Annotated in this window: 22 protein-coding genes; 7 read left to right on the plus strand and 15 right to left on the minus strand. The window is 74.4% G+C overall.

The features are described from left to right. The first annotated feature begins 1 nt into the window (after window position 1). Window positions 2–1,039: a Gfo/Idh/MocA family protein gene (locus E3Z34_RS11545; protein ID WP_134773715.1), complete on the plus strand. Its 1,038-nt coding sequence runs from the start codon at window positions 2–4 to the stop codon at window positions 1,037–1,039. Window positions 1,040–1,063: 24 nt separating this feature from the next. On the opposite strand, the gene E3Z34_RS11550 is transcribed toward E3Z34_RS11545, so the two are convergent. Next, the gene (locus E3Z34_RS11550) at window positions 1,064–1,438 is read right to left on the minus strand and encodes a VOC family protein (RefSeq protein ID WP_134773716.1); all 375 of its coding nucleotides are present in this window, start codon (window positions 1,436–1,438) and stop codon (window positions 1,064–1,066) included. Between the two features lie 35 nt (window positions 1,439–1,473). On the opposite strand from E3Z34_RS11550, the gene E3Z34_RS11555 reads away from it, so the two are divergent. Beyond that, the gene (locus E3Z34_RS11555; RefSeq protein WP_134773717.1) at window positions 1,474–1,776 is read left to right on the plus strand and encodes a hypothetical protein; all 303 of its coding nucleotides are present in this window, start codon (window positions 1,474–1,476) and stop codon (window positions 1,774–1,776) included. A gap of 7 nt (window positions 1,777–1,783) precedes the next feature. Here E3Z34_RS11555 and mutM read toward each other — a convergent pair whose 3' ends face one another. The 12 genes from mutM to E3Z34_RS11610 all read right to left on the minus strand — a co-directional run bounded on the left by mutM (window position 1,784) and on the right by E3Z34_RS11610 (window position 11,845). Beyond that, a complete protein-coding gene (mutM, locus tag E3Z34_RS11560; RefSeq protein WP_134773718.1) occupies window positions 1,784–2,710 on the minus strand; it encodes a bifunctional DNA-formamidopyrimidine glycosylase/DNA-(apurinic or apyrimidinic site) lyase in 927 nt (308 codons plus the stop codon). Beyond that, window positions 2,703–3,434, minus strand: a complete 732-nt coding sequence (gene rnc / locus E3Z34_RS11565) for a ribonuclease III (protein ID WP_134773719.1) — start codon at window positions 3,432–3,434, stop codon at window positions 2,703–2,705. The genes mutM and rnc overlap by 8 nt, the downstream gene beginning before the upstream one ends. A gap of 14 nt (window positions 3,435–3,448) precedes the next feature. After that, window positions 3,449–3,643, minus strand: coding sequence for a 50S ribosomal protein L32 (gene rpmF / locus E3Z34_RS11570; protein WP_134773720.1), 195 nt, complete (start codon window positions 3,641–3,643; stop codon window positions 3,449–3,451). Between the two features lies 1 nt (window position 3,644). Next, window positions 3,645–4,235, minus strand: a complete 591-nt coding sequence (locus E3Z34_RS11575) for a YceD family protein (RefSeq protein WP_134773721.1) — start codon at window positions 4,233–4,235, stop codon at window positions 3,645–3,647. Window positions 4,236–4,342: 107 nt separating this feature from the next. Further along, entirely contained in the window at window positions 4,343–4,834 is a 492-nt protein-coding gene (gene coaD, locus E3Z34_RS11580; protein WP_134773722.1) for a pantetheine-phosphate adenylyltransferase, read from the minus strand. Window positions 4,835–4,853: 19 nt separating this feature from the next. Continuing rightward, the gene (locus E3Z34_RS11585) at window positions 4,854–5,402 is read right to left on the minus strand and encodes a hemerythrin domain-containing protein (RefSeq protein ID WP_134773723.1); all 549 of its coding nucleotides are present in this window, start codon (window positions 5,400–5,402) and stop codon (window positions 4,854–4,856) included. Window positions 5,403–5,448: 46 nt separating this feature from the next. Then, window positions 5,449–6,339, minus strand: coding sequence for an NAD(P)H-hydrate dehydratase (locus E3Z34_RS11590; RefSeq protein ID WP_134773724.1), 891 nt, complete (start codon window positions 6,337–6,339; stop codon window positions 5,449–5,451). Continuing rightward, window positions 6,336–7,112, minus strand: a complete 777-nt coding sequence (locus tag E3Z34_RS11595) for a histidine phosphatase family protein (protein ID WP_134773725.1) — start codon at window positions 7,110–7,112, stop codon at window positions 6,336–6,338. The genes E3Z34_RS11590 and E3Z34_RS11595 overlap by 4 nt, the downstream gene beginning before the upstream one ends. A 54-nt stretch (window positions 7,113–7,166) precedes the next feature. Beyond that, on the minus strand, window positions 7,167–7,748 hold the full coding sequence (gene rsmD, locus E3Z34_RS11600; RefSeq protein WP_134773726.1) for a 16S rRNA (guanine(966)-N(2))-methyltransferase RsmD: 582 nt from the start codon (window positions 7,746–7,748) through the stop codon (window positions 7,167–7,169). 7 nt (window positions 7,749–7,755) lie between these two features. Then, entirely contained in the window at window positions 7,756–9,807 is a 2,052-nt protein-coding gene (locus E3Z34_RS11605; RefSeq protein ID WP_238695137.1) for an ATP-dependent DNA helicase RecG, read from the minus strand. Further along, complete coding sequence (locus tag E3Z34_RS19020) at window positions 9,759–10,082, minus strand: hypothetical protein (RefSeq protein WP_238695138.1); 324 nt, start codon at window positions 10,080–10,082, stop codon at window positions 9,759–9,761. The genes E3Z34_RS11605 and E3Z34_RS19020 overlap by 49 nt, the downstream gene beginning before the upstream one ends. Continuing rightward, window positions 10,082–11,845, minus strand: a complete 1,764-nt coding sequence (locus E3Z34_RS11610; protein ID WP_158288668.1) for a DAK2 domain-containing protein — start codon at window positions 11,843–11,845, stop codon at window positions 10,082–10,084. Before E3Z34_RS11610 ends, E3Z34_RS19020 begins: the two co-directional genes overlap by 1 nt. A gap of 211 nt (window positions 11,846–12,056) precedes the next feature. Between E3Z34_RS11610 and rpmB the strand changes: the two genes are divergently transcribed. After that, the gene (rpmB, locus tag E3Z34_RS11615; RefSeq protein ID WP_084617151.1) at window positions 12,057–12,242 is read left to right on the plus strand and encodes a 50S ribosomal protein L28; all 186 of its coding nucleotides are present in this window, start codon (window positions 12,057–12,059) and stop codon (window positions 12,240–12,242) included. A gap of 59 nt (window positions 12,243–12,301) precedes the next feature. On the opposite strand, the gene thiL is transcribed toward rpmB, so the two are convergent. Beyond that, window positions 12,302–13,324: a thiamine-phosphate kinase gene (gene thiL, locus E3Z34_RS11620; protein ID WP_238695139.1), complete on the minus strand. Its 1,023-nt coding sequence runs from the start codon at window positions 13,322–13,324 to the stop codon at window positions 12,302–12,304. Window positions 13,325–13,372: 48 nt separating this feature from the next. On the opposite strand from thiL, the gene E3Z34_RS11625 reads away from it, so the two are divergent. From E3Z34_RS11625 to ygiD, 4 genes are all read left to right on the plus strand, one after another. Further along, window positions 13,373–13,606: an Lrp/AsnC ligand binding domain-containing protein gene (locus E3Z34_RS11625; protein WP_134773728.1), complete on the plus strand. Its 234-nt coding sequence runs from the start codon at window positions 13,373–13,375 to the stop codon at window positions 13,604–13,606. Continuing rightward, window positions 13,585–14,052, plus strand: coding sequence for a DUF3515 family protein (locus tag E3Z34_RS11630; RefSeq protein ID WP_134773729.1), 468 nt, complete (start codon window positions 13,585–13,587; stop codon window positions 14,050–14,052). Before E3Z34_RS11625 ends, E3Z34_RS11630 begins: the two co-directional genes overlap by 22 nt. 69 nt (window positions 14,053–14,121) lie before the next feature. Continuing rightward, the gene (locus tag E3Z34_RS11635; protein ID WP_134773730.1) at window positions 14,122–15,717 is read left to right on the plus strand and encodes an acyl--CoA ligase family protein; all 1,596 of its coding nucleotides are present in this window, start codon (window positions 14,122–14,124) and stop codon (window positions 15,715–15,717) included. Between the two features lie 13 nt (window positions 15,718–15,730). After that, complete coding sequence (gene ygiD, locus E3Z34_RS11640) at window positions 15,731–16,630, plus strand: 4,5-DOPA-extradiol-dioxygenase (protein WP_238695140.1); 900 nt, start codon at window positions 15,731–15,733, stop codon at window positions 16,628–16,630. Between the two features lie 4 nt (window positions 16,631–16,634). Here the strand turns inward: ygiD and E3Z34_RS11645 are convergent, their stop codons facing one another. Continuing rightward, a complete protein-coding gene (locus tag E3Z34_RS11645; RefSeq protein WP_134773731.1) occupies window positions 16,635–18,992 on the minus strand; it encodes a cell wall-binding repeat-containing protein in 2,358 nt (785 codons plus the stop codon). Window positions 18,993–19,022: the final 30 nt, after the last annotated feature.

Below are 19,022 nucleotides of genomic sequence, written 5' to 3' on the forward strand. Positions count from 1 at the left end.
GGTGAGCGAGACCCACGGCACCCCCTACCCCCCGATCCCCGACCGGCCGGTCCGCTGGGGCCTGCTGGCCGCCGGCAGCATTGCCGGCGCGATGGCGCGGACCGTCCGCGACACCTCCGGCGGCGAGGTCGTCGCCGTCGCGGCCCGGGACGGCGCGCGTGCCGCCAGCTTCGCGCAGGAGCACGAGGTCCCCCGGTCCTACGGCTCCTACGCCGAGCTGCTGGCCGACCCCGACGTGGACATCGTCTACGTCTCCTCCACGCACCCCTTCCACGCCGAGCAGGCGATGGCCAGCCTGGAGGCGGGCAAGCACGTGCTCGTGGAGAAGCCCTTCGCCCTCACCGTCTCCGACACCGAGCGGGTCCTGGAGACCGCCCGGGGCCGGGGCCTGTTCGCGATGGAGGCGATGTGGACCCGCTGCCAGCCCCTCGTGCGCGAGCTGGTCGAGCGGGTCCGGGGAGGGGCCCTGGGCGACGTGCGCAGCTTCGCCGCCGCCTTCACGGTGCCGTTCGCCTACGACGAGGGCCACCGCCTCTTCGACCTGGCCAACGGTGGCGGCGCCCTGCTGGACATCGGGGTCTACCCCGTCACGCTGGCCCACCTGCTCCTCGGTCACCCCACGGACGTCCAGGTCCTCGGGGCCACCGTCCCCACGGGGGCGGACGCTCAGGTGGCGCTGCAGTGGCTCACGGCGGACGGCGCCGTGGCGCAGGTCCTGTGCGACTCCCGCAGCCACGGGTCCTCCCGCACCGTCGTCCGTGGCACCGAGGGCTGGATCGAGGTGCACGGCCCGGTCAACGACCCGGAGGGCTTCACCCTCCACCGGGGTGCCGACCCGGACGAGGGCGAGCACGTCACGGCCGACCGGCGAGGCCTGGCCCACCAGGTCGAGGAGGTGCACCGCTGCCTCAGGGAGGGGCTGCTGGAGTCGCCGCTGGTCCCGCACGCCGACACGGTGGCGATCATGACGATCCTGGAGTCGGCCCGCCGCGAGCTGGGGGTGCAGTACCCCCAGGAGGACGAGCCGCTGCACACCTGACCGTGGGGCGCCTGCCCCGGGCTGTCAGTCCTCGTGCAGCTGCAGGTGGTTGCCGCACCCGTCGTCGAAGACCGCCAGCGTGCCGCTGGGATCCGTGCGCGGCTCCACCCCGAAGACGAACCCGAGACCCCTGAGCCGCTCGTACTCCGCGCGGACGTCGGGGACACCGAGGACGAGGACCGGCAGCCCCTCGTCATACATGGTCCGTCGGTAGTGCCCCGCGGCCTCGTGGTCGCTGGGCTCCAGCAGCAGCCCCACCTCGGGGCTGTCGGGGGCCGCGACGATGAACAGGTCGGCCTCCGGCACGGCGAGCACGCCGGTGAAGCCGAGGCTGCCGGTGTAGACCTCGTAGGCCCGGGCCGGGTCGTGCACGTGGATGCTGCACATCTTGATCCGCATGACACGACCATAGGCCGGTGGGGCAGGCTAAGGGGATGACCCAGACGCTCGTCTTCCTGGCCGGTGCGGCGCTGGCCCTCATGCTGCTGGGCCACGCCTTCACCCCGCCTGCGGAACGACTGCCGCTGCGGCAGTGGACGCCGGTCTACCTCATGGACCGGGTCGGCCACGGTTTCCGGGCGCTGTGGGCGATCAGCCAGGCCCGGGGCGAGCGCTTCGAGGAGGTGCGCCGCGAGCAGCTGACGCAGGAGCAGCGGGACGCCGAGGACGAGCGACGGCGACGGCGGGGCCGCAGTCCGGAGGATCCCGAGGGGCCGCAGGACCCGGGCCGGCCCTAGGAGGCGGTCACCGACGCGGGGCGCGCACGACCCGCGGACGCACCTGGCACCGGGGGCAGAAGTGGGACGACCGGTTGGCGAACGCCTCCCGGCGGATGGGCGTGCCGCAGCGGGGGCATGGGCGGCCGGTCCGGCCGTAGGCCGAGAGGGACCGGTCGAAGTAGCCGCTGGCGCCGTTGACGTTGACGTAGAGCGCGTCGAAGCTGGTCCCACCCTGGACCAGCGCCTCCCGCATGACGTCCTCGGCGTGGCCCAGCAGGCGCCCGAGCGCGGGACGGGTCAGGGCGGAGGCAGGCCGGCGGCCGTGGATCCCGGCCCGCCACAGAGCCTCGTCGGCGTAGATGTTGCCGATCCCGCTGACCACGGTCTGGTCCAGCAGGACCCGCTTGACCTCGGTGTCCTTGCCCTTGATGCGCCGGGCGGCGAGCCCGCGGTCGAAGGCCGGCTCGAGAGGGTCGGGGGCGATGTGCGCCACGGGCTCCGGTATGCCGTGCGCGTGGGCCGGCGGGGCGTGCGGGCCCGGCGGCGGGGCGTGCGGGTCGGGGCGCAGGGTGGTGAGGGCGAGGCCGCCGAAGGTGCGCTGGTCGACGAACCGCAGCTGGGGCCCGTCGTCGGCGAAGTCGAAGGCGGCGTGCAGGTGCTTCTCCCGCGGCGCGTCGGCGGGCTCGACGAGCAGCTGCCCGCTCATCCCCAGGTGGACGACCAGGGCCTGGGGGTCGTCGTCGGGCGGGTCCAGGACCAGCCACAGGTACTTCCCCCGCCGGTCCGCGGCCCGGACGACCGCCCCCTCGACGCGGGCCATGAGATCCTCCGGGCCCGCCGGATGACGCCGGGCGACGCGGGCACCGGTGAGGACGGCCCGGGTCAGCGTCCGCCCGACGACGTGCGCGTGCAGGCCGCGGCGGACGACCTCGACCTCGGGGAGCTCAGGCACGGGGCGAGGGGGGAACCCCGACGACCTGGGCGGCCCGGTCGGTGAGCAGCGCCCAGCCCGCCTCGGCGGCGCGCTGCTCGGCGACCTTCTTGGACCGCCCCACGCCGGTGCCGACGACCTCGTCGGCCAGGACCACGCGGGCGGTGAAGGTCTTGTCGTGGTCGGGCCCCTCGTCGTCGACGAGGTAGGACGGGCTGCCCAGGTCGCCGGCCGTCGCGACCTCCTGCAGGCTCGTCTTCCAGTCCAGCGCCGCCCCGAGGGTGGCGCTGCGCGACATCAGGGGGTCGAGCAGGTGGTGCACGAAGGTGTCGGCCGCCGCCAGGCCCACGGAGACGTAGACGCAGCCGATGACCGCCTCCATGGCGTCGGCCAGGATCGAGTCCTTGTCGCGCCCGCCGGTGGCCGTCTCCCCCTTGCCCAGCAGGAGGTAGTCCCCCAGCGACATGCTGCGGGCGACCTCGGCGAGGGCACGGGAGTTGACGACGGCGGCCCGCAGCTTGGCCAGCTGACCCTCGGGCAGGTCCGGGTTGTCCCGGTAGAGGGTGTCGGTCACCACGAGCCCCAGCACCGAGTCGCCGAGGAACTCCAGGCGCTCGTTGTGCGGGGCACCGTCGTTCTCGTAGGAGAACGACCGGTGGGTCAGGGCACGCAGGAGCAGCGCCTCGTCGCAGCGCTCACCGACGACCTCGGCGAGGTGGTCGATGAGCTCGGCGACGGGGCGCATGCCGTGCGGGGTGCTCAGCCCTGGTGCTCGGTGCGCTCCGCGGCGGCGTAGTGCCGGCCCGCGTAGCTCCCGCAGGAGGGGCAGGCCTGGTGCGGCACGCGCACGGCCTGGCACTGCGGGCAGGTCGACAGCGCCAGGGGCGCAGCCTTCCACTGGGAGCGGCGGTGCCGGGTGTTGCTGCGGGACATCTTCCGCTTCGGGACGGCCACGTCAGGTCCTTCTCTCGTCGTTGTCGGTCGGGGTGACCAGGTCGGCCAGGGCCGACCATCGGGGGTCGATCACGTCGTGGTGGTGCTCCGGGTCGTCCGCCAGGCGCGCTCCGCACTCGGAGCACAGTCCCGGACAGTCGTCCTGGCACACCGGTTGGAAGGGTAGCGCGGTCACGACGGCGTCCCGGACGATCTCCTCGAGATCCATCAGGTCCTCGTCGAGCTCGCGCTGCTCCTCCTCGGTGTCCGGGTCCTTGCTGCCACCAGCCACCTTCTGGTGGTGGGCGGCCCGCTCGGGGTAGACGAACAGCTCCTGGAATCGGACGTCGAGGGGCTCCTCGACCTCGTCCAGGCAGCGGACGCACTCCCCGCTCGCCACGGCCCGGACCGTACCCGTCGCCAGGACCCCCTCGACGACCGACTCCATACGCACGTCCAGCTCGACCGGCTGACCGGTTCGGACGGCGATGACGTCGGTGCCGATCGGCTCCGTCGTGGTCACGACGCGGGTGACCTCACGCATGCTGCCGGGCCGTCGGACCAGTTCCCGGGTGTTGAGCACCCAGGGCTGTTCCGTCTGCTGGGCAGCCATGATGAGTTCCTCGTGTCGTGTCCGTGGTGGCGTCGGGTGCGGACCTCGACCGCGGGAGACGCGGAGGGACGCAGACCGACGCACCAGACTACCGGAGCGGGACCGCCTCACTCAAGTTCGCGCAGGGCCGCCAGGACCGGGGCGGGCACCAGGTCGGACACGTCCCCGCCGTAGCGGTGCACCTCCTTGACCAGCGAGCTCGAGACGTGCTCCAGGGTGGGGTCGCCGGGGAGGAAGACCGTCTCGATGCCGGTGAGGTGCCGGTTCATCAGCGCCATGGGCAGCTCGTAGGCGAAGTCGGTGCCACCGCGCAGGCCCTTGACCACGGCGTCGGCCCCCACCTCGCGGCACACATCGACGAGCAGCCGCTCGGCGAAGGCCTCGACCCGCACCCGGTCGGCGATCGGACCGGGCAGGGAGGAGCGGACGAGCTCGATGCGGACCGGCACCTCGAAGGTCCCCCGCTTGGCCGGGTTGTGCAGGATCGCCACGACGACCTCGTCGTAGAGCCGGGCGGCGCGCTCGAGCACGTCGAGGTGGCCGTTGGTGACCGGGTCGAAGGAGCCGGGGCACACGCAGCGTCGGGGAGCGGGCGTCATACCCGACGACCCTAGCGACTCACTCCTCGTCGGAGGCGGGCAGCAGCCCCTCCTTGTGGGCCTGCTCGACGAGCGCGCGCACCGTCTGGATCGTGACGCCCTCGTCCAGCAGCGCCCCGCGCACCTCCAGGAAGGCCGCCCCCAGGGTGGCGCGGTCCTGCTCCGACACCTCCTCGCGGGCGGGGTTGAGGATGCTCAGCTCCTCCTCGGTGAGGTGGTGCTGGAGGACCTCGTTCATCGTCTCCACGGCGTCGTCGAACTTCTGCGTGTCGGTGCCCTTGCACTCCAGGAGCGCGAGCAGCGCCTCGTTGATCTCGGCGTGCTCCTCCTCGCCGTGCTCCTGCTCCTCGGCGTCGATCGCGTCCTTGCGACGCAGCCGGGGGTAGACCTTCTGCTCCTCGGCCTCGCCGTGGGCGACCAGGGCGGCGGCGAACGCCTCCCGGGCGGCGGCCCGGTCGGAGGTGCTGTCGCGCATCTCGCGCATGAGGGTCTCGAAGAGGCGGTGGTCGTCGAGGATGAGGTCGACGACGTCACCAGACACGGGGCGGGGGATCGGGTATGTGGTCACGCGCCGATCCTCGCACCGTCACCTCCGCCCCGCTCGCCGGGGCCGGTCAGACCTCGAGCTCGGACAGGACCGAGGGCACCCGGTGCGCCAGCTCCCGGGCGAGGAACCCCGTGGGGCCCAGCTCGGCGGACAGCCGGTCCCCGGCGCTGCCGTGCAGGTGCGACCCCCAGACGGCGGCCTGGCACGGCTCGGCCCCGCGGCCGAGCAGTCCGGTGACCAGCCCGGCCTTGACGTCGCCGGACCCGGCGGTGCCCAGCCCGGGCCCGCCGACGGAGCCCTGCCAGGACCGGCCGTCCGGGGAGGCCGTCCAGGTGGTCGAGCCGCCCGAGGAGACGCACACCCCCGTCCGGGCCGCGAGCCGCAGGGCGGCCTCCCGCGGGTCGTCCTCGACCTTCGCGGGCTCCCAGCCCAGGGTGAGGGCCAGCTCGGAGAGGTTGGGGGTGAGCACCGCCCTCCCCTCCAGGTGGCTCAGGCAGGTGGGGTCCTCGGTCACCGCGGAGAGGGCGAGCGCGTCCAGGGCCACCGAGGTCGAGGGACCCACGCACGGGAGGGCCCGGGCGGTGAGCTCCTGCGCCGCCGCGACCGCGCCGATGCCGGGGCCGACGAGCAGCGCCTCGCACTCGGGGACCATCTCCTCGACCGCCTGCACCGCCTCCGTCGCGAGCTCGCCGTCGTCCCCCTCGGCGACGCCCCGGACGAGCACCTCGGGCAGCGCGACCGCCAGCTGCACGGCCGTGGAGCGGACGGTGACGAGCTGGACCTTGCCGGCGCCCACACGCAGCGCGGCCTCGGCCGCGAGCAGCACCCCTCCGGGGTTGTGCCGGCTGCCGCCCACGATGAGCACGCGCCCCCGGGACTCCTTGTCGTCCTGCAGCCGCGGCAACGGCCAGGCGGTGAGCAACCGGTGGGTGACGATCTCGGGCTGGGGGCGGCTCACGAGGCTCCCGTCTCCTCGGTCCCGTGCGAGGGCTCGTGGGTGACGGCCCCGCCGGCCCGGTCCACCGCGGTGGTGTCGCCGTAGCTGACCAGCTCCAGACCGTCGTCCCCCGGCCGGTAGATGGTCATCGAGCAGTTGGCCAGGGGTTGCTCGCGTCCTGCCGCGAGGACGTCCGCCTCCTGCATCCCCTCGATCGCGACTCGGAACGACATGATGGTGGCCTGGTGGGAAAAGATCCACAGCCGCTCCCCGGCATACCTCTCCTGCAGCTCCAGCAGCACCTGCCGCACGCGCAGGACGACGTCGCACCAGCTCTCGCCGCCCGGCGGCCGGTAGTAGAACTTGCCCACCCGCTGGCGGCGCGCGGACTCCTCGGGGAACTGCTGCTCGATGCCGATCCACGTCAGGCCGTCGAACGCCCCCAGGTCGCGCTCCCGCAGCCGTTCGTCCACGACCAGCGGCACGTCGACCCCCTCCAGGGCGATCTCCGCCGTCTGCCGCGCCCTCCGGTAGGGGGAGGTCACGACCACCGTGGGGCAGTCCTCGCCGGACAGGCCGGCGAGGTGCTCCCGGACCGCCCGGGCCTGCTCCCGGCCGGTCCCGGACAGCTCGACGTCCGCGTCGCGGACGTCGAGGTCCAGCGTCGGCTCGCGGGCCTCCAGCGCGGCCTCGTCGGCGAGGTTGCCCTCGCTCTGCCCGTGCCGGACCAGGACGAGCGCCGCGAGCCCCCGCTCCGAGGAGGCGCTGTGCAGAGATTCGCGTCGACGTGTCATGGCCCGATCCTGCCAACCCTCGCGGCGTCGTGGCGGCTGGGCCGCCACCTGCCCTCAGGGTGGGGGCTCGGCCAGGTGCAGGCTCGTCTCGCCGTAGGTGCGCGTGTCGAGGTGCTCCAGGCCTGCGGGCCACGTCGGACGCGGCGACCTCGCCCCGCGCTCGAGGACGACCAGCGCGTCGGGATGCAGCCACCGGTGGTCGACGAGGGCGGCGAGCACGGCCGTCAGGGCCTCCTCCTCGAGGGGGTAGGGAGGGTCGGCCAGCACCAGGTCGTAGGCCAGGTCCGGCGGGGTCGCTGCCGCGTCCCTCGCGCGCAGGACCTGCTCGACGGCCCCGGCCTCGACCTGGACCCGGTCCTCCAGCCCCAGCGCACGGGCGTTCTCCCGGACCAGGCGGGCTGTCGGCCCGTGCCGCTCCACGGCCAGGACGTGGCTCGCCCCCCGGGAGGCGGCCTCCAGCCCGAGCGCACCCGACCCGGCGTAGAGGTCGAGGACCCTCGCCCCGTCCAGGGTCAGCAACGCCTCCACCCGGGAGAACAACGCCTCCCGCACCCGGTCGGTCGTGGGTCGGGTGCCCTGCCCCCGGGGCGTCCGGATGGTGCGCCCTCCGACGGAGCCGGCGATGATCCTGGTCACGGGCGGTTCACCCCCGCTCCAGGAAGGCGGCGCTCGTGGCGTCGATCCGCCGCAGCTCCGCCTCCAGCTCGGGGTGCCGCTCCAGGTCGGGGTCGTGCTCGACCGTGGCCCACGCCGCGTCGTGGGCGGCCACGATGAGGGTCTCGTCGCGGGCCAGGCGCAGGAAGCGCAGGCCGCTGCGGCCCCCGCTCTGGCTGGCGCCCAGGACGTCACCCTCCCGCCGGGTCTCCAGGTCCAGCCGGGCCAGCTCGAAGCCGTCCGTCGTGGCGGCCACGTGCCCCAGCCGCTGCACCGCGCCGGGGTCGACACCCTCCCCCTGGGTGACGAGGAGGCAGAGACCGGGCTTTCCTCCACGACCGACCCGGCCGCGGAGCTGGTGCAGCTGCGAGATCCCGAACCGGTCAGCGTCCAGCACGACCATCATCGTCGCGCGGGGCACGTCCACACCCACCTCGATGACGGTGGTGGAGACGAGCACGTCGATCTCCCCCGCCCCGAAGGCCCGCATCACCGCCTCCTTCTCCTCGGCCGTCATCCGGCCGTGCAGCTCCCCCAGGACCAGGTCGCGGGTCGCCACCAACGAGCGCAGGGAGCGGGCCACCTGGTGCACGCCGTGCAGCTGCTGCCGGCCCCGCTCCCCCGCCGGGCCGTCGACCGGTCCCAGGGGCAGCTCCAACGGGTCGAAGCCGTCCTCGGCCGCCGCCGGCGGCGGGGCCTCCTGCGGGTCCGGGGGTATCGGCAGACCGGGTCCGTCGTCGTGGGCGCTCGGCAGGTCCGGGTCGTCGGGCTCGCCGATGCGTGGGCACACGACGTAGACCTGACCGCCGCCCTCCACCTCCTCGGCGACCCGCCGCCAGGTCCGCCGGACCCATCCCTCCCGCTGACCCTCGACGACGAAGGAGCTGATGGGCGCGCGACCCGCGGGGAGCTCGCGGAGCGTGGAGATGGCCATGTCCCCGTAGACCGTCATCGCGACCGTCCGCGGGATCGGGGTCGCCGTCATGACCAGCACGTGGGGCGACGCGCTGCCCGCCTTGGCCCGCAGGGCGTCCCGCTGCTCGACGCCGAAGCGGTGCTGCTCGTCGACGACCACCAGGCCGAGCTCGGCGAAGCTGACGTGCTCCTGGATGAGGGCGTGCGTGCCCACGACGATCCCGGCCTCCCCCGAGGCGGCCAGGAGCAGGTTGGACCGGCGGTCGGCCGCCGACTGGCCGCCGGTCAGCAGCGCCACCCGGGTGCCCCCGTCGGCGCCGCCGAGCAGCCCGCCCTCGGCGAGCGGCCCCAGCAGGGCGGTGATCGAGCGGTGGTGCTGGGCCGCGAGCACCTCCGTGGGGGCGAGCAGGGCTGCCTGGCCGCCCGCGTCGACGACGGCCAGCATCGCCAGCAGGGCCAGCACGGTCTTGCCCGAGCCGACCTCGCCCTGGAGCAGCCGGTGCATGGGGACCGGCCGGGCGAGGTCGCCGGTGATCTCCTCCAGCACCGCCCGCTGCCCCGTGGTCAGCTCGAAGGGCAGCTGCTCCCGGAGCCCCTGCACCAGGCCGCCGGTCCGCACGGGGCGCGGGACCGCCGGCACGGCGTCGGTCGAGCGTCGGGCCTGCGCCAGCCGCGCCTGGACCACGAACGCCTCCTGGAACTTCAGGCGCCACCGTCCGCGCCGCTGGTCCTCCTGCGTCGCGGGCCGGTGCACCAGGTGATAGGCCTCGCGGAGACCGGGCAGGCCGTGCTCCTCCCGGACGGAGACCGGCAGCGGGTCGGGGATCGGGGGCAGGCTGTGGAAGACCAGGTCGAGGCAGTCGCCGTGGACGATCGGGGACAGCCCCTTGGTGGCGGTGTAGACGGGCACCAGCCCGCCGAGGAGCCACTGCCCCGAGGTGGCACCCTGGCTGCCCAGCACCGCGTAGTCGGGATGGGTCAGCTGCAGGGTGCCGCGCCAGTCCCCGATCTGCCCCGAGCAGACGACCCGGGTGCCCGGGCGCAGGCGTTCCTCGTGCCCGAAGGGCTTGAAGAAGGTCAGCTGGAGGGTGCCGCCGGCGTCGTCCTCGACGTCCACGACGAGCATGCGTCCCCGGCGGCTGCGCATCTGGTGGGTGCGCGCGGAGCGCACCGTCCCACGACGACGACGTCCTCCCCGTGCGGCAGCGCGGTGAAGGCGTCGGGCCGGGCGGGGTCGAGGTAGGTCCGGGGCAGCCAGTCCAGCAGCTGACCCACGGTCCGGATGCCCCGGCCCTTCTCCAGCGGCCGGGCGCTGGTGCCCACGACGTCCCTGAGCTGGATGTCGAGCGGGTTGAGGTCACCCGGCGCCACCGCGCGCAGGTGGGGTCGCCCCGCCGCCATCACTCGACCCCGAGCAGCACGGGATAGGTCGGCTGGTCCCCCCGCAGCGTGACGATCTCGGGCCGGTCGGTGCAGGTCGCGGCCCGACGGCCCACCGCACCGGCGACCAGGGCCGAGACCCGTTCGTCGGCGTCCTGGCCCAGCAGCACGGTCACGACCTCGCACCCCTGCGCCCAGATGCCCTCGAGCACCGTGTCGGCCACGACGTCGAGGTCGTCGTCCACGGCCACGATCCCGTGCTCCAGGATGCCGAGCCACTGCCCCGGCCGGCACGCACCCACCGGGGTCTGCGCCGGGCGGTCGGCCCGGGTGAGGACGCCGGCCCGGACGCCTCCGGCGGCCTCGGTCATGGCCCTGACGACCTCGTCGTGGTCCCCCTCCGGGTCGAGCACCGCGACCGCGGCCAGACCCTCCACCAGCGTGCGGGTCGGCACCACGTCGACCCTGACCCCGGCGGCGCGGGCCTCGACGGCGGCGGCCCGGGCCACCATCACGGTGTCGGCGTCGTTGGGGAGCACGACGACCCGCTCGGCACCGCAGGCGCTCACCGCGGCGAGCAGCTGGCCGGCCGACGCGCGGTGCCGCGGGCCGCTGGAGACGACGGTGGCGCCGGCCGAGGAGAAGAGCTCGCTGACCCCCTCCCCCAGGGCGCACGCCACCACGGCCAGGCCACCGGCCGCGCACGAGGCGCCCACCTCCGCCCCCTCGGCTGCGACCTCCGCGCCGTCGGCCAGGGAGGTGACCCGCACCTGGGTCACCAGACCCGCCAGGCTCCCCGCCTCCACCGCGGCCCGCGGGTCGCGCAGGTGGACGTGGACGCTGAAGTCCTCCGGACCGCCACCGACCACGACGGAGGTCCCGAGCCGGGCCAGGTGGCTCCGCAGCCGGTCGGCGCGCTCACGGTCGCTGGCCGTCAGGAGGTACATCACCTCCACCTCGTCCGGGTCCCCGTCGGCCCCCTCGCACGTCGAGCCCCCCTGCCCGGCCACCGGGTCCTCTCCGGGCACCCGGTCGGATGCCTGCGCGGACCCGCCGGGGCCGCCCGTGCGGCGTGCACCGGGCAGCTCCCACCAGTCGGGCAGGTCCTGCCCGGCGCCCGGGGGACGGTCCTCCAGGATGGCCTGCAGGGCCTCCACGACCAGGACCAGCCCGGCACCGCCCGCGTCGACGACACCCGCGGCGTCGAGCTCGGGCAGCTGCTGGGGGGTGCGGGCCAGCGCCTCCTCGGCGGCGTCCAGGGCCTCGGTCACGACGTGACCCACCTCGAGGGGACCGTCACCGGCCGCGGGTCGGCCCCGACTCACCGCACCGCGGGCCCCCTCGGCGGCGGCGCGGGCGACCGTGAGGATGGTCCCTTCCACGGGGTCCGCGAGGGCGTCCCACGCGGTCCGCGCGGCGGACTCGAAGGCCTGCGCCACGTCCTCGGGCCCGGCCTCCTCCACCTCGGGGCCCACCGCGTCGGCGAGCCCACGCGTCAGCTGGGACAGGATCACCCCGGAGTTCCCCCGGGCCGACAGCAGCATGCCGCGGGAGATGAGCGCCAGGCCCTCCTGCAGGCGATCGGTCCCCGCCCCCAGCTCGAACTGGCCGCGCACGTAGTCCAGCGCCCCGTCCATCGTGAGGTACATGTTGGTGCCGGTGTCGCCGTCGGCCACGGGGAAGACGTTGAGCGCGTCGATCCGCTCGCGCGCGGCACCGAGCATCAGCCGTGCCGTCATCGCCCAGCGGCGGGCGGTGACGAGGTCGAGGACGGGACGGGGCACGTGGCCAACGCTAGCCTCTCCCCCGGACGGGCCCGGGGTCCGTCCCCAGGGGTCAGACCGGGGTCGGCCCAGGGGTGGCCCCGGACAATTTGGGTCACCCCCGGCGCGTCCGGTACTCTGGACCGGTTGCCTGAGCGCCCGGTGCACGCCTCGAGCTGCGCCCGGCGACCGGCGGAGAACCATCCCACTCATTCGACCTAGGAGTTACACCGTGGCTGCCACGTGCGACGTCTGCGGCAAGGGACCGAGCTTCGGTCACAGCATCTCTCACTCGCACCGTCGCACCAAGCGTCGGTGGAACCCGAACATCCAGCGGGTGCGCGCCATGGTGGGGGCCACCCCCAAGCGCCTCAACGTGTGCACCTCCTGCCTGAAGGCCGGCAAGGTCACCCGCTGACCTCGGCCTCCTCGGCCAGACCCGGGCCGGCGTCCACCTCACGGTGACGCCGGCTCTCGTCATCCCCCGAAGTGGTCCCAACCACCCTGCCGGGGGTCGACGAGCTCGCCCCGCCACCGCACGCCCGGGGTCCGGCCCTCCAGGACCTGGCCCAGCACCGTCCATCCCGGTGGCACCGCGCCGGCGGGGAGGCTGGCGAGCAGCTCGTGCTCCTCACCACCGCGCAGCACCGCGCCGAGCGCCGTCTGCTGCCCCGGTGCCCCGTCGTCGACCAGCCGGCGCGCGAGCCCGGTGACGACGTCCTCGTCCAGCTCCAGCACGACCCCGCTGGCCCGGGCGATCCGGTCGGCGTCCCGCAGCAACCCGTCCGACACGTCGATCATGGCCGTGGCGCCGGCCCTGGCGGCCAGCACGCCCTGCCCCAGGTCGGTCACCGGCCGCCGGTGGTGGTCGACGAGCGGGCCGCTGCGCCGACCCGCCCGCAGCAGCTCCAGCCCCGCGCCGGACCGGCCCAGGGGCCCGGAGACCGCCAGCACGTCCCCGGCCCTGGCCCCCGAGCGGAGCACGGGCTGCGCCACCCCCTCGCCCAGCTCCCCGAGCGCGGTGACCGAGACCGCGACGGTACCCTCGGGGGCGGCGCTCAGATCGCCGCCCAGGACGGGCACCCCGGTGCGGGAGGCCCCGGCGGCCAGCCCCTCGGTGAGCTCACGCGCCCAGGACAGCGGCAGGGACCGCTCGGCGACGAGGGTGAGGAGCAGACCGGTGCCCACCCCACCCATCGCGGCGAGGTCCGCGAGGTTCTGGGTCACGGCCTTCAGCCCCACGTCCCGGGCGGTCGACCACTCGTCGAGCCAGTCCTCCCCGCGGACCATCGTGTCCGTGGTGGCCAGCACCGCACCACGACCCACGGTCAGCAGCGCGGTGTCGTCCCCCGGGCCGACCACCACCCCCGCACCCGGAAGGTCCCGGAGCGCGGCGAAGACCTCGGTGAGCACCCCCCGCTCCCCCACCTCCCCCAGCCGCGGACCGCGTGCGGCGTCCTCGGCCGCGGCGCGCGGCATACCGTCCGACGTGGAGCTCACCCCGGCACGGTAACCTCCGAGGCACGCGATCGCCGATCGGAGGCTGCCATGATCAAGGCGTACATCCTCGTGCAGACCGAGGTCGGTGCCTCGGCCCAGGTCACCCGGTCGATCCGGGAGATCCCCGGCGTCGTCACGGCGGAGGACGTGGCCGGGCCCTACGACTGCATCGTCGAGGTCCAGGCCCCCACCGTGCAGGACCTGGGGCGCGAGGTCATCTCGCGGGTGCAGGCCGTCCCGCGCATCACCCGCACCACCACATGCACCGTCGTCGAGCTCTGAGGGCACCCCTCGCGCTGACCGTGCTCGCGCTCGTCGGCTGCGGGGAGCCGGCGGTCAGGGCCGTGCCCTTCGGCGGGTCCGACTCGATCCCCTGCCAGGCGGTGGCCGAGCGCTGGCCGGACACGATCGGCCCCTACGAGCCCCGGGTCACCGCCGTGGCCTCGGACGGGGTCGCGGCCTGGGGCGAGCCACCGATCGTGGCGCGCTGCGGCAAGGCCCCGCCTGGCCCCACCACCGACCCGTGCATCGACGTCAACGGCGTCGACTGGGTCGCCACCTCGCTCGACGACGGGGGCACCATGTTCACCACCTACGGCAGGGACCCCGCCGTCGAGGTGCTCGTCCCGGCGGCCTACGAGGCACCTCCTCTGCTCCTGCCACCCTTCGGGGAGGCGGTCGGCGCGATCCCGCAGAGCCTCGGGGAGTGCTCGTCGGTGGGCGACTGACCGGCCGGGTGCTGACGCGACGTCACCCCTAGACTGCAGCGCACGACCCGCACCTCCCGAGGAGCCTCGATGAGCACCAACGCCACCCAGCTGACACCCCTGTCCTTCCTCGAGCGCTCCTCGCAGGTGTGGGGCGGCACGGTCGCCGCGGTCCTGGACGACCGGCAGCTGACGTATGCCGAGCTCGCCGAGGAGGCCCAACGCCTCGCCCGGGCCCTGGAGGGCGCCGGCGTCGCGCGGGGCGACCGGGTGGCCTACCTCATGCCGAACGTGCCCGAGATGCTCGTGGCCCACTTCGGGGTGCCGTTGGTCGGCGGGGTCCTGGTGGCCGTGAACACCCGCCTGTCCGCGGACGAGATCGCCTACATCCTCCAGCACTCCGGCGCCAAGGTCCTCGTGGCCGACCCGCAGCTGGCCGAGCTCGGGCAGCGGGCGCTGGGCGGGTCCGGCACGGACGCCCCGCTCGTGGTCACCGGCCCGGCGGGCGAGGTGCCCGGGGGCGGCACGCCCTACGCCGACTTCCTCGCGGCCGGCAGCTCGACGGTCTTCGACTGGACCGTCCCGGACGAGCACGACCCGATCACCCTCAACTACACCTCGGGCACGACCGGTCGCCCGAAGGGCGTCCTCTACACCCACCGCGGGGCCTACCTCAACGCCCTGGGCGAGCTGCTCCACTCGCGGCACGGCACCGACTCGGTCTACCTGTGGACCTTGCCGATGTTCCACTGCAACGGCTGGTGCACGCCGTGGGCGATCACGGCGATCGGTGGCCGCCACGTCTGCCTGCGGGAGGTCAGGGGGGACCGGATCTGGGAGCTGGTCCGGGAGCAGGGCGTCACGCACCTCAACGCCGCGCCGACCGTGCTCACCGCGATCATGACCTCGCCGCTGGCGGCACCGCTGGACCACCCTGTCATCGTCACGACCGCCGGCGCGCCCCCCAGCCCGACCACCATCGCCCAGATGGAGGATTTGGGCTTCGACCTCGTCCACGTCTACGGGCTGACCGAGACCTACGGGCCCTACGCCGTGTGCGAGGTCCAGGCCGGCTGGAGCGGGCTGGAGGGCCCGGAGCGGGCCCGGCTCAAGGCGCGCCAGGGGGTCGGGATGATCCAGGCGGAGCGGCTGCGGGTCGTCGACGAGCAGATGCAGGACGTCCCGCGGGACGGGGAGACGATGGGCGAGATCGTCATGCGCGGCAACAACGTCATGGCCGGGTACTTCCGGGACGAGGAGGGCACGGCCGAGGCCTTCCGCGGCGGCTGGTTCCACTCCGGCGACCTGGGGGTCATGCACCCCGACGGCTACGTCGAGCTGCGGGACCGGGCCAAGGACGTCATCATCTCCGGCGGGGAGAACATCTCCACCGTGGAGGTGGAGCAGGCCCTCATGAGTCATCCCGACGTGCTGGAGGTCGCGGTCGTCGCCGTGCCCGACGAGCGCTGGGGCGAGCGTCCCAAGGGCTTCGTCGTCGTGCGCCCGGGCAGCACCCCCACCGGCGAGGAGCTCGTGCAGCACGTGCGTTCCCGGATCGCCCACTACAAGGCCCCCCGGGAGATCACGGTCGTGGAGGACCTGCCCAAGACCTCGACCGGCAAGATCCAGAAGTTCGTCCTCCGCGAGGCGGAGTGGCAGGGTCACGAGACCCGCATCCAGGGCTGAGGAAGGACCCGGCGTGAGCACGACCAGCACCCGCATGCCGGCGGCCTTCCTGGGCCACGGGAACCCGATGAACGCCCTGGAGCGCAACCGCTACACGCAGGCGTGGCAGCTCTTCGGGCGCTCGGTGCCGACGCCCCGGGCCATCCTGGTCATCTCGGCGCACTGGTACACCAACGCCACCGCCGTCACCTCCATGCCCCGCCCGCGCACCATCCACGACTTCTACGGGTTCCCCCAGCAGCTCTTCGACGTGCAGTACCCCGCGCCGGGGGCCCCCGACGTCGCCGAGCTCGTCGCCGACGTGGTCAGGCCGACCTGGGTCGGGCAGGACATCGACAGCTGGGGCATCGACCACGGCACGTGGTCGGTCCTGCTCCACGCCTTCCCCGACGCCTCGGTGCCGGTCGTCCAGCTGTCGCTCAACGCCTTCAAGGACTTCGACCACCACCTCGAGCTGGGCCGCAAGCTCGGGGCCCTGCGGGACGAGGGGGTGCTCATCGTCGGCAGCGGCAACATCGTGCACAACCTGCGCGCCGTCGACTTCTCGCGCCCCGACGAGGGCTACGACTGGGCCCGCCGGTTCGACGACGTGGCCCGGGAGACGCTGACGCAGGACCCGGCCGGGGTGGCGGCCCTGGACGGGCATGCCGACTTCGAGGCGGCCGTCCCGACCCCCGACCACTACCTGCCCCTGCTGTATGTCGCCGGCCTGGCTGACGGGGAGCCGCTGGACCTCTTGGTCGACGGGCACGCCGCGGGGTCGATCTCGATGGCGGCCTACACGCTGGGGATGGACCTCGACCAGGCCCGCCGGGCCGCCGCGGACGCGGACGGGGAGAGCGACGCGGCCGGCTCCGACGCCGGCGCGGCGGACCTCCCTCCTGGGTTCCCGGCCCTGGACAGCAACCTCTGAGAGCTCACCGGAGGTACTCCGAGAGCCGTGCGAGCGTCGCGTCGGTCACCCCTCCCGGTCCGCCCAGGACGAACATCGCCCACGGGTCCTGCCGGGTCAGCGCCGCTCCCGTGCTGCCGGGCACGCGCTCGTCGGCGGTGAGGACGACGGGCACCCCGCGCAGGCCGCCCGCGAGGGCTGCCGCCACCAGGGCGTCGGGGAAGTCCTCGCCGGAGGCGACGTAGGCGGGGGACCGACCGGCCGGGAACTGCTCCGCCACCCGGGCCATCGTCGCGTAGCGGTCGGCTCCGGAGAGCCGCCGGGACGACCCCCCGCTGTGCACGGCAGCCTGCTCGGCGACGGCGTCGGAGACCGCGGAGACGCCCCCGAGCACGACGACCTCCGTAGCGCCGAGACGGCGCAGCTGGGAGATGGTGGCCGCGTCGAGACGATCGCCGCGGGTGAGGAGCATGGGTGCCCGCTCGTGCGCCGCCAGGGCCGCCCCCGCCAGCGCGTCCGGGAAGTCCTCCCCGCTGGCGAGGTAGACGCGCGGGCGGCCTGCGGGGTAGTAGGAGGCCATGGCGGCCGCCGTCCCGTAGCGGTCCGCCCCGCTGACACGCGTGACGTCCCCGCTGGTGGTGTGCCCGCGCAGCTGCTCCGCCACGGCGGAGGACACCGCCCCGGGTCCCCCGACCACGACGATGCGCGTGGGAGCCAGCCGGCCGAGGGCGCTCACGGTCGCCGCGGGCAGGCTGTCGGGGCGCGTGAGCAGGACGGGCGCCTGGTAGACACCGGCGCGCGCCCCGGCCGCCACAGCGTCCGCGTGGTCCCGGCCGCTGGCGACGTAGACGACCTCCGTGCCCGCCCCCCACGACCGACTGACCTCCGCCGCCGTCGCGTAGCGGTCCTCCCCCGTGATGCGCTCCGCGGTCCGCTCCTGCACGACGGTGAAGTAGTGGGACGACAGACCGTTCGGGTTGCCCGGCCACGGGTTGGCCATCTGCAGGCCCCCGCCGGAGGCGTAGGCCCAGGTGTAGACCCCGTCCGCGGTGAACCCCTCCACGCGGGCGTCCAGGATCCGGCCGCCCCACTGGCCGTGACCGTCGCGGCGCAGGATCTGCAGACGCTCCACCCTGTGGATGCCGTAGCGCTGCTGGAGGTGGCCGGCCGACAGCTCGGCGGACCAGGAGCTGCGGGGGTTGCTCGCGACCGCGTCGTAGGGGTCGGGCCGGGCGACGAGGTAGCCGTGACCCGCGCCGCCGGTCGTGGTGTGCCCGCCGGTGGACGAGGAGTACATGGTCGTGGCCAGCTGCCGGGTCCCGCCGCCGAAGTCGTAGGTGAGGACCTGGCCGGACGTGGCGTCGACGGCTGCGGTGGTGCTGGCGTGCTCGTACCACGAGATCGTGCCGTCGGCCCTGCGCACCCCCAGGCCTCGGTAGGCCTGGCACGCGGTCGTGTCGCAGGTGTCGTAGTGGGCCGTGCCGCCGGCTCCCCGCAGCGCGTAGGTGCGGGCGGCCACGGCCTGGGCCCGCAGCGCGTGGGCGTGGAAGGTGACCGGCATCTCGGCCATGGTCACCGAGCGCAGGTAGTGCTGCATCGGGAGGTGGTTGACGGTGAGCAGGCTCGTCGTCCCGCGGAAGGTCGCGGTCAGCGTGTCGCGGTAGATGCGTCGTGAGCCGTCGGGCAGGACGAGGTCGACGGAGCCGTCCGTCGGGGAGCTGAACGAGACGGGGCACGACCGGGTCATCCCTGCCGGCCAGCCGGTGCGCCATACCCCCTCGGCGTCCAGACCCTCGAGCGTGCACCCGTCGGCCGAGGCAGCGGTGCTCCGGACGCGCCACTGGCTGTGGCCGGACGGCAGGGGGTAGGTGGTGGCGCCCGGCGCGCCGCTCACCACCAGCCCCGGCCGGTGGGCGACCTGGGTCACGCCGTCGTGGTCGAGCGTGATGCCAATCCGGATCGTGCCCGTGGGCCGTGTCTCCAGGACCGTCCCGGGGTAGTAGAAGTCCAGGATCTCCTCGTGGCCGAGACCCTGCGTCCCTGCGCCGTGCGCGCCGTACTGGGACATGCCGATGCCGTGGCCGAAGCCGCCGCCGACGAGGCGGTACACCCCGCTCTCCGGGAGGGGGTACACCTCTGCCCCCGGCTCGGGGGCAGGCAGGGACGTGATCCCGGGCTCGACGACCGCCTGGGGCCCGGTGAGCAGGTCGTCCCCGGCCTGCAGCAGACCGAAGCGCTGGTCCTGCTCCTGGACCGGTGCGTCGTGGTCGATCACCGGGGCCGTGGCAGGGCGAGCGCGCTCGCTCTCCTCGGCGGCGGCCACCGTGCCCGGTGCGAGGAGGAGAGTCAGGGCGGAGCAGAGGGCGATGACGCGACGGCGCACGAGGGCTACCTCCGGAGGGGTAGGCGAGTC

The organism is Ornithinimicrobium flavum (assembly GCF_004526345.1).
Taxonomy (GTDB): Bacteria; Actinomycetota; Actinomycetes; order Actinomycetales; family Dermatophilaceae; genus Ornithinicoccus; species Ornithinicoccus flavus.

Excerpts from the sequence above, each read along its gene's own strand:
- E3Z34_RS11550 (WP_134773716.1), bottom strand. The coding sequence starts at position 1,438 with ATGCGGATCAAGATGTGCAGCATCCACGTGCACGACCCGGCCCGGGCC.
- E3Z34_RS11555 (WP_134773717.1), top strand. The coding sequence starts at position 1,474 with ATGACCCAGACGCTCGTCTTCCTGGCCGGTGCGGCGCTGGCCCTCATG.
- rnc (WP_134773719.1), bottom strand. The coding sequence starts at position 3,434 with ATGCGCCCCGTCGCCGAGCTCATCGACCACCTCGCCGAGGTCGTCGGT.
- E3Z34_RS11575 (WP_134773721.1), bottom strand. The coding sequence starts at position 4,235 with ATGGCTGCCCAGCAGACGGAACAGCCCTGGGTGCTCAACACCCGGGAA.
- coaD (WP_134773722.1), bottom strand. The coding sequence starts at position 4,834 with ATGACGCCCGCTCCCCGACGCTGCGTGTGCCCCGGCTCCTTCGACCCG.
- E3Z34_RS11595 (WP_134773725.1), bottom strand. The coding sequence starts at position 7,112 with ATGACACGTCGACGCGAATCTCTGCACAGCGCCTCCTCGGAGCGGGGG.
- E3Z34_RS11605 (WP_238695137.1), bottom strand. The coding sequence starts at position 9,807 with ATGCTCGTCGTGGACGTCGAGGACGACGCCGGCGGCACCCTCCAGCTG.
- E3Z34_RS19020 (WP_238695138.1), bottom strand. The coding sequence starts at position 10,082 with ATGGCGGCGGGGCGACCCCACCTGCGCGCGGTGGCGCCGGGTGACCTC.
- E3Z34_RS11625 (WP_134773728.1), top strand. The coding sequence starts at position 13,373 with ATGATCAAGGCGTACATCCTCGTGCAGACCGAGGTCGGTGCCTCGGCC.
- E3Z34_RS11630 (WP_134773729.1), top strand. The coding sequence starts at position 13,585 with ATGCACCGTCGTCGAGCTCTGAGGGCACCCCTCGCGCTGACCGTGCTC.
- E3Z34_RS11635 (WP_134773730.1), top strand. The coding sequence starts at position 14,122 with ATGAGCACCAACGCCACCCAGCTGACACCCCTGTCCTTCCTCGAGCGC.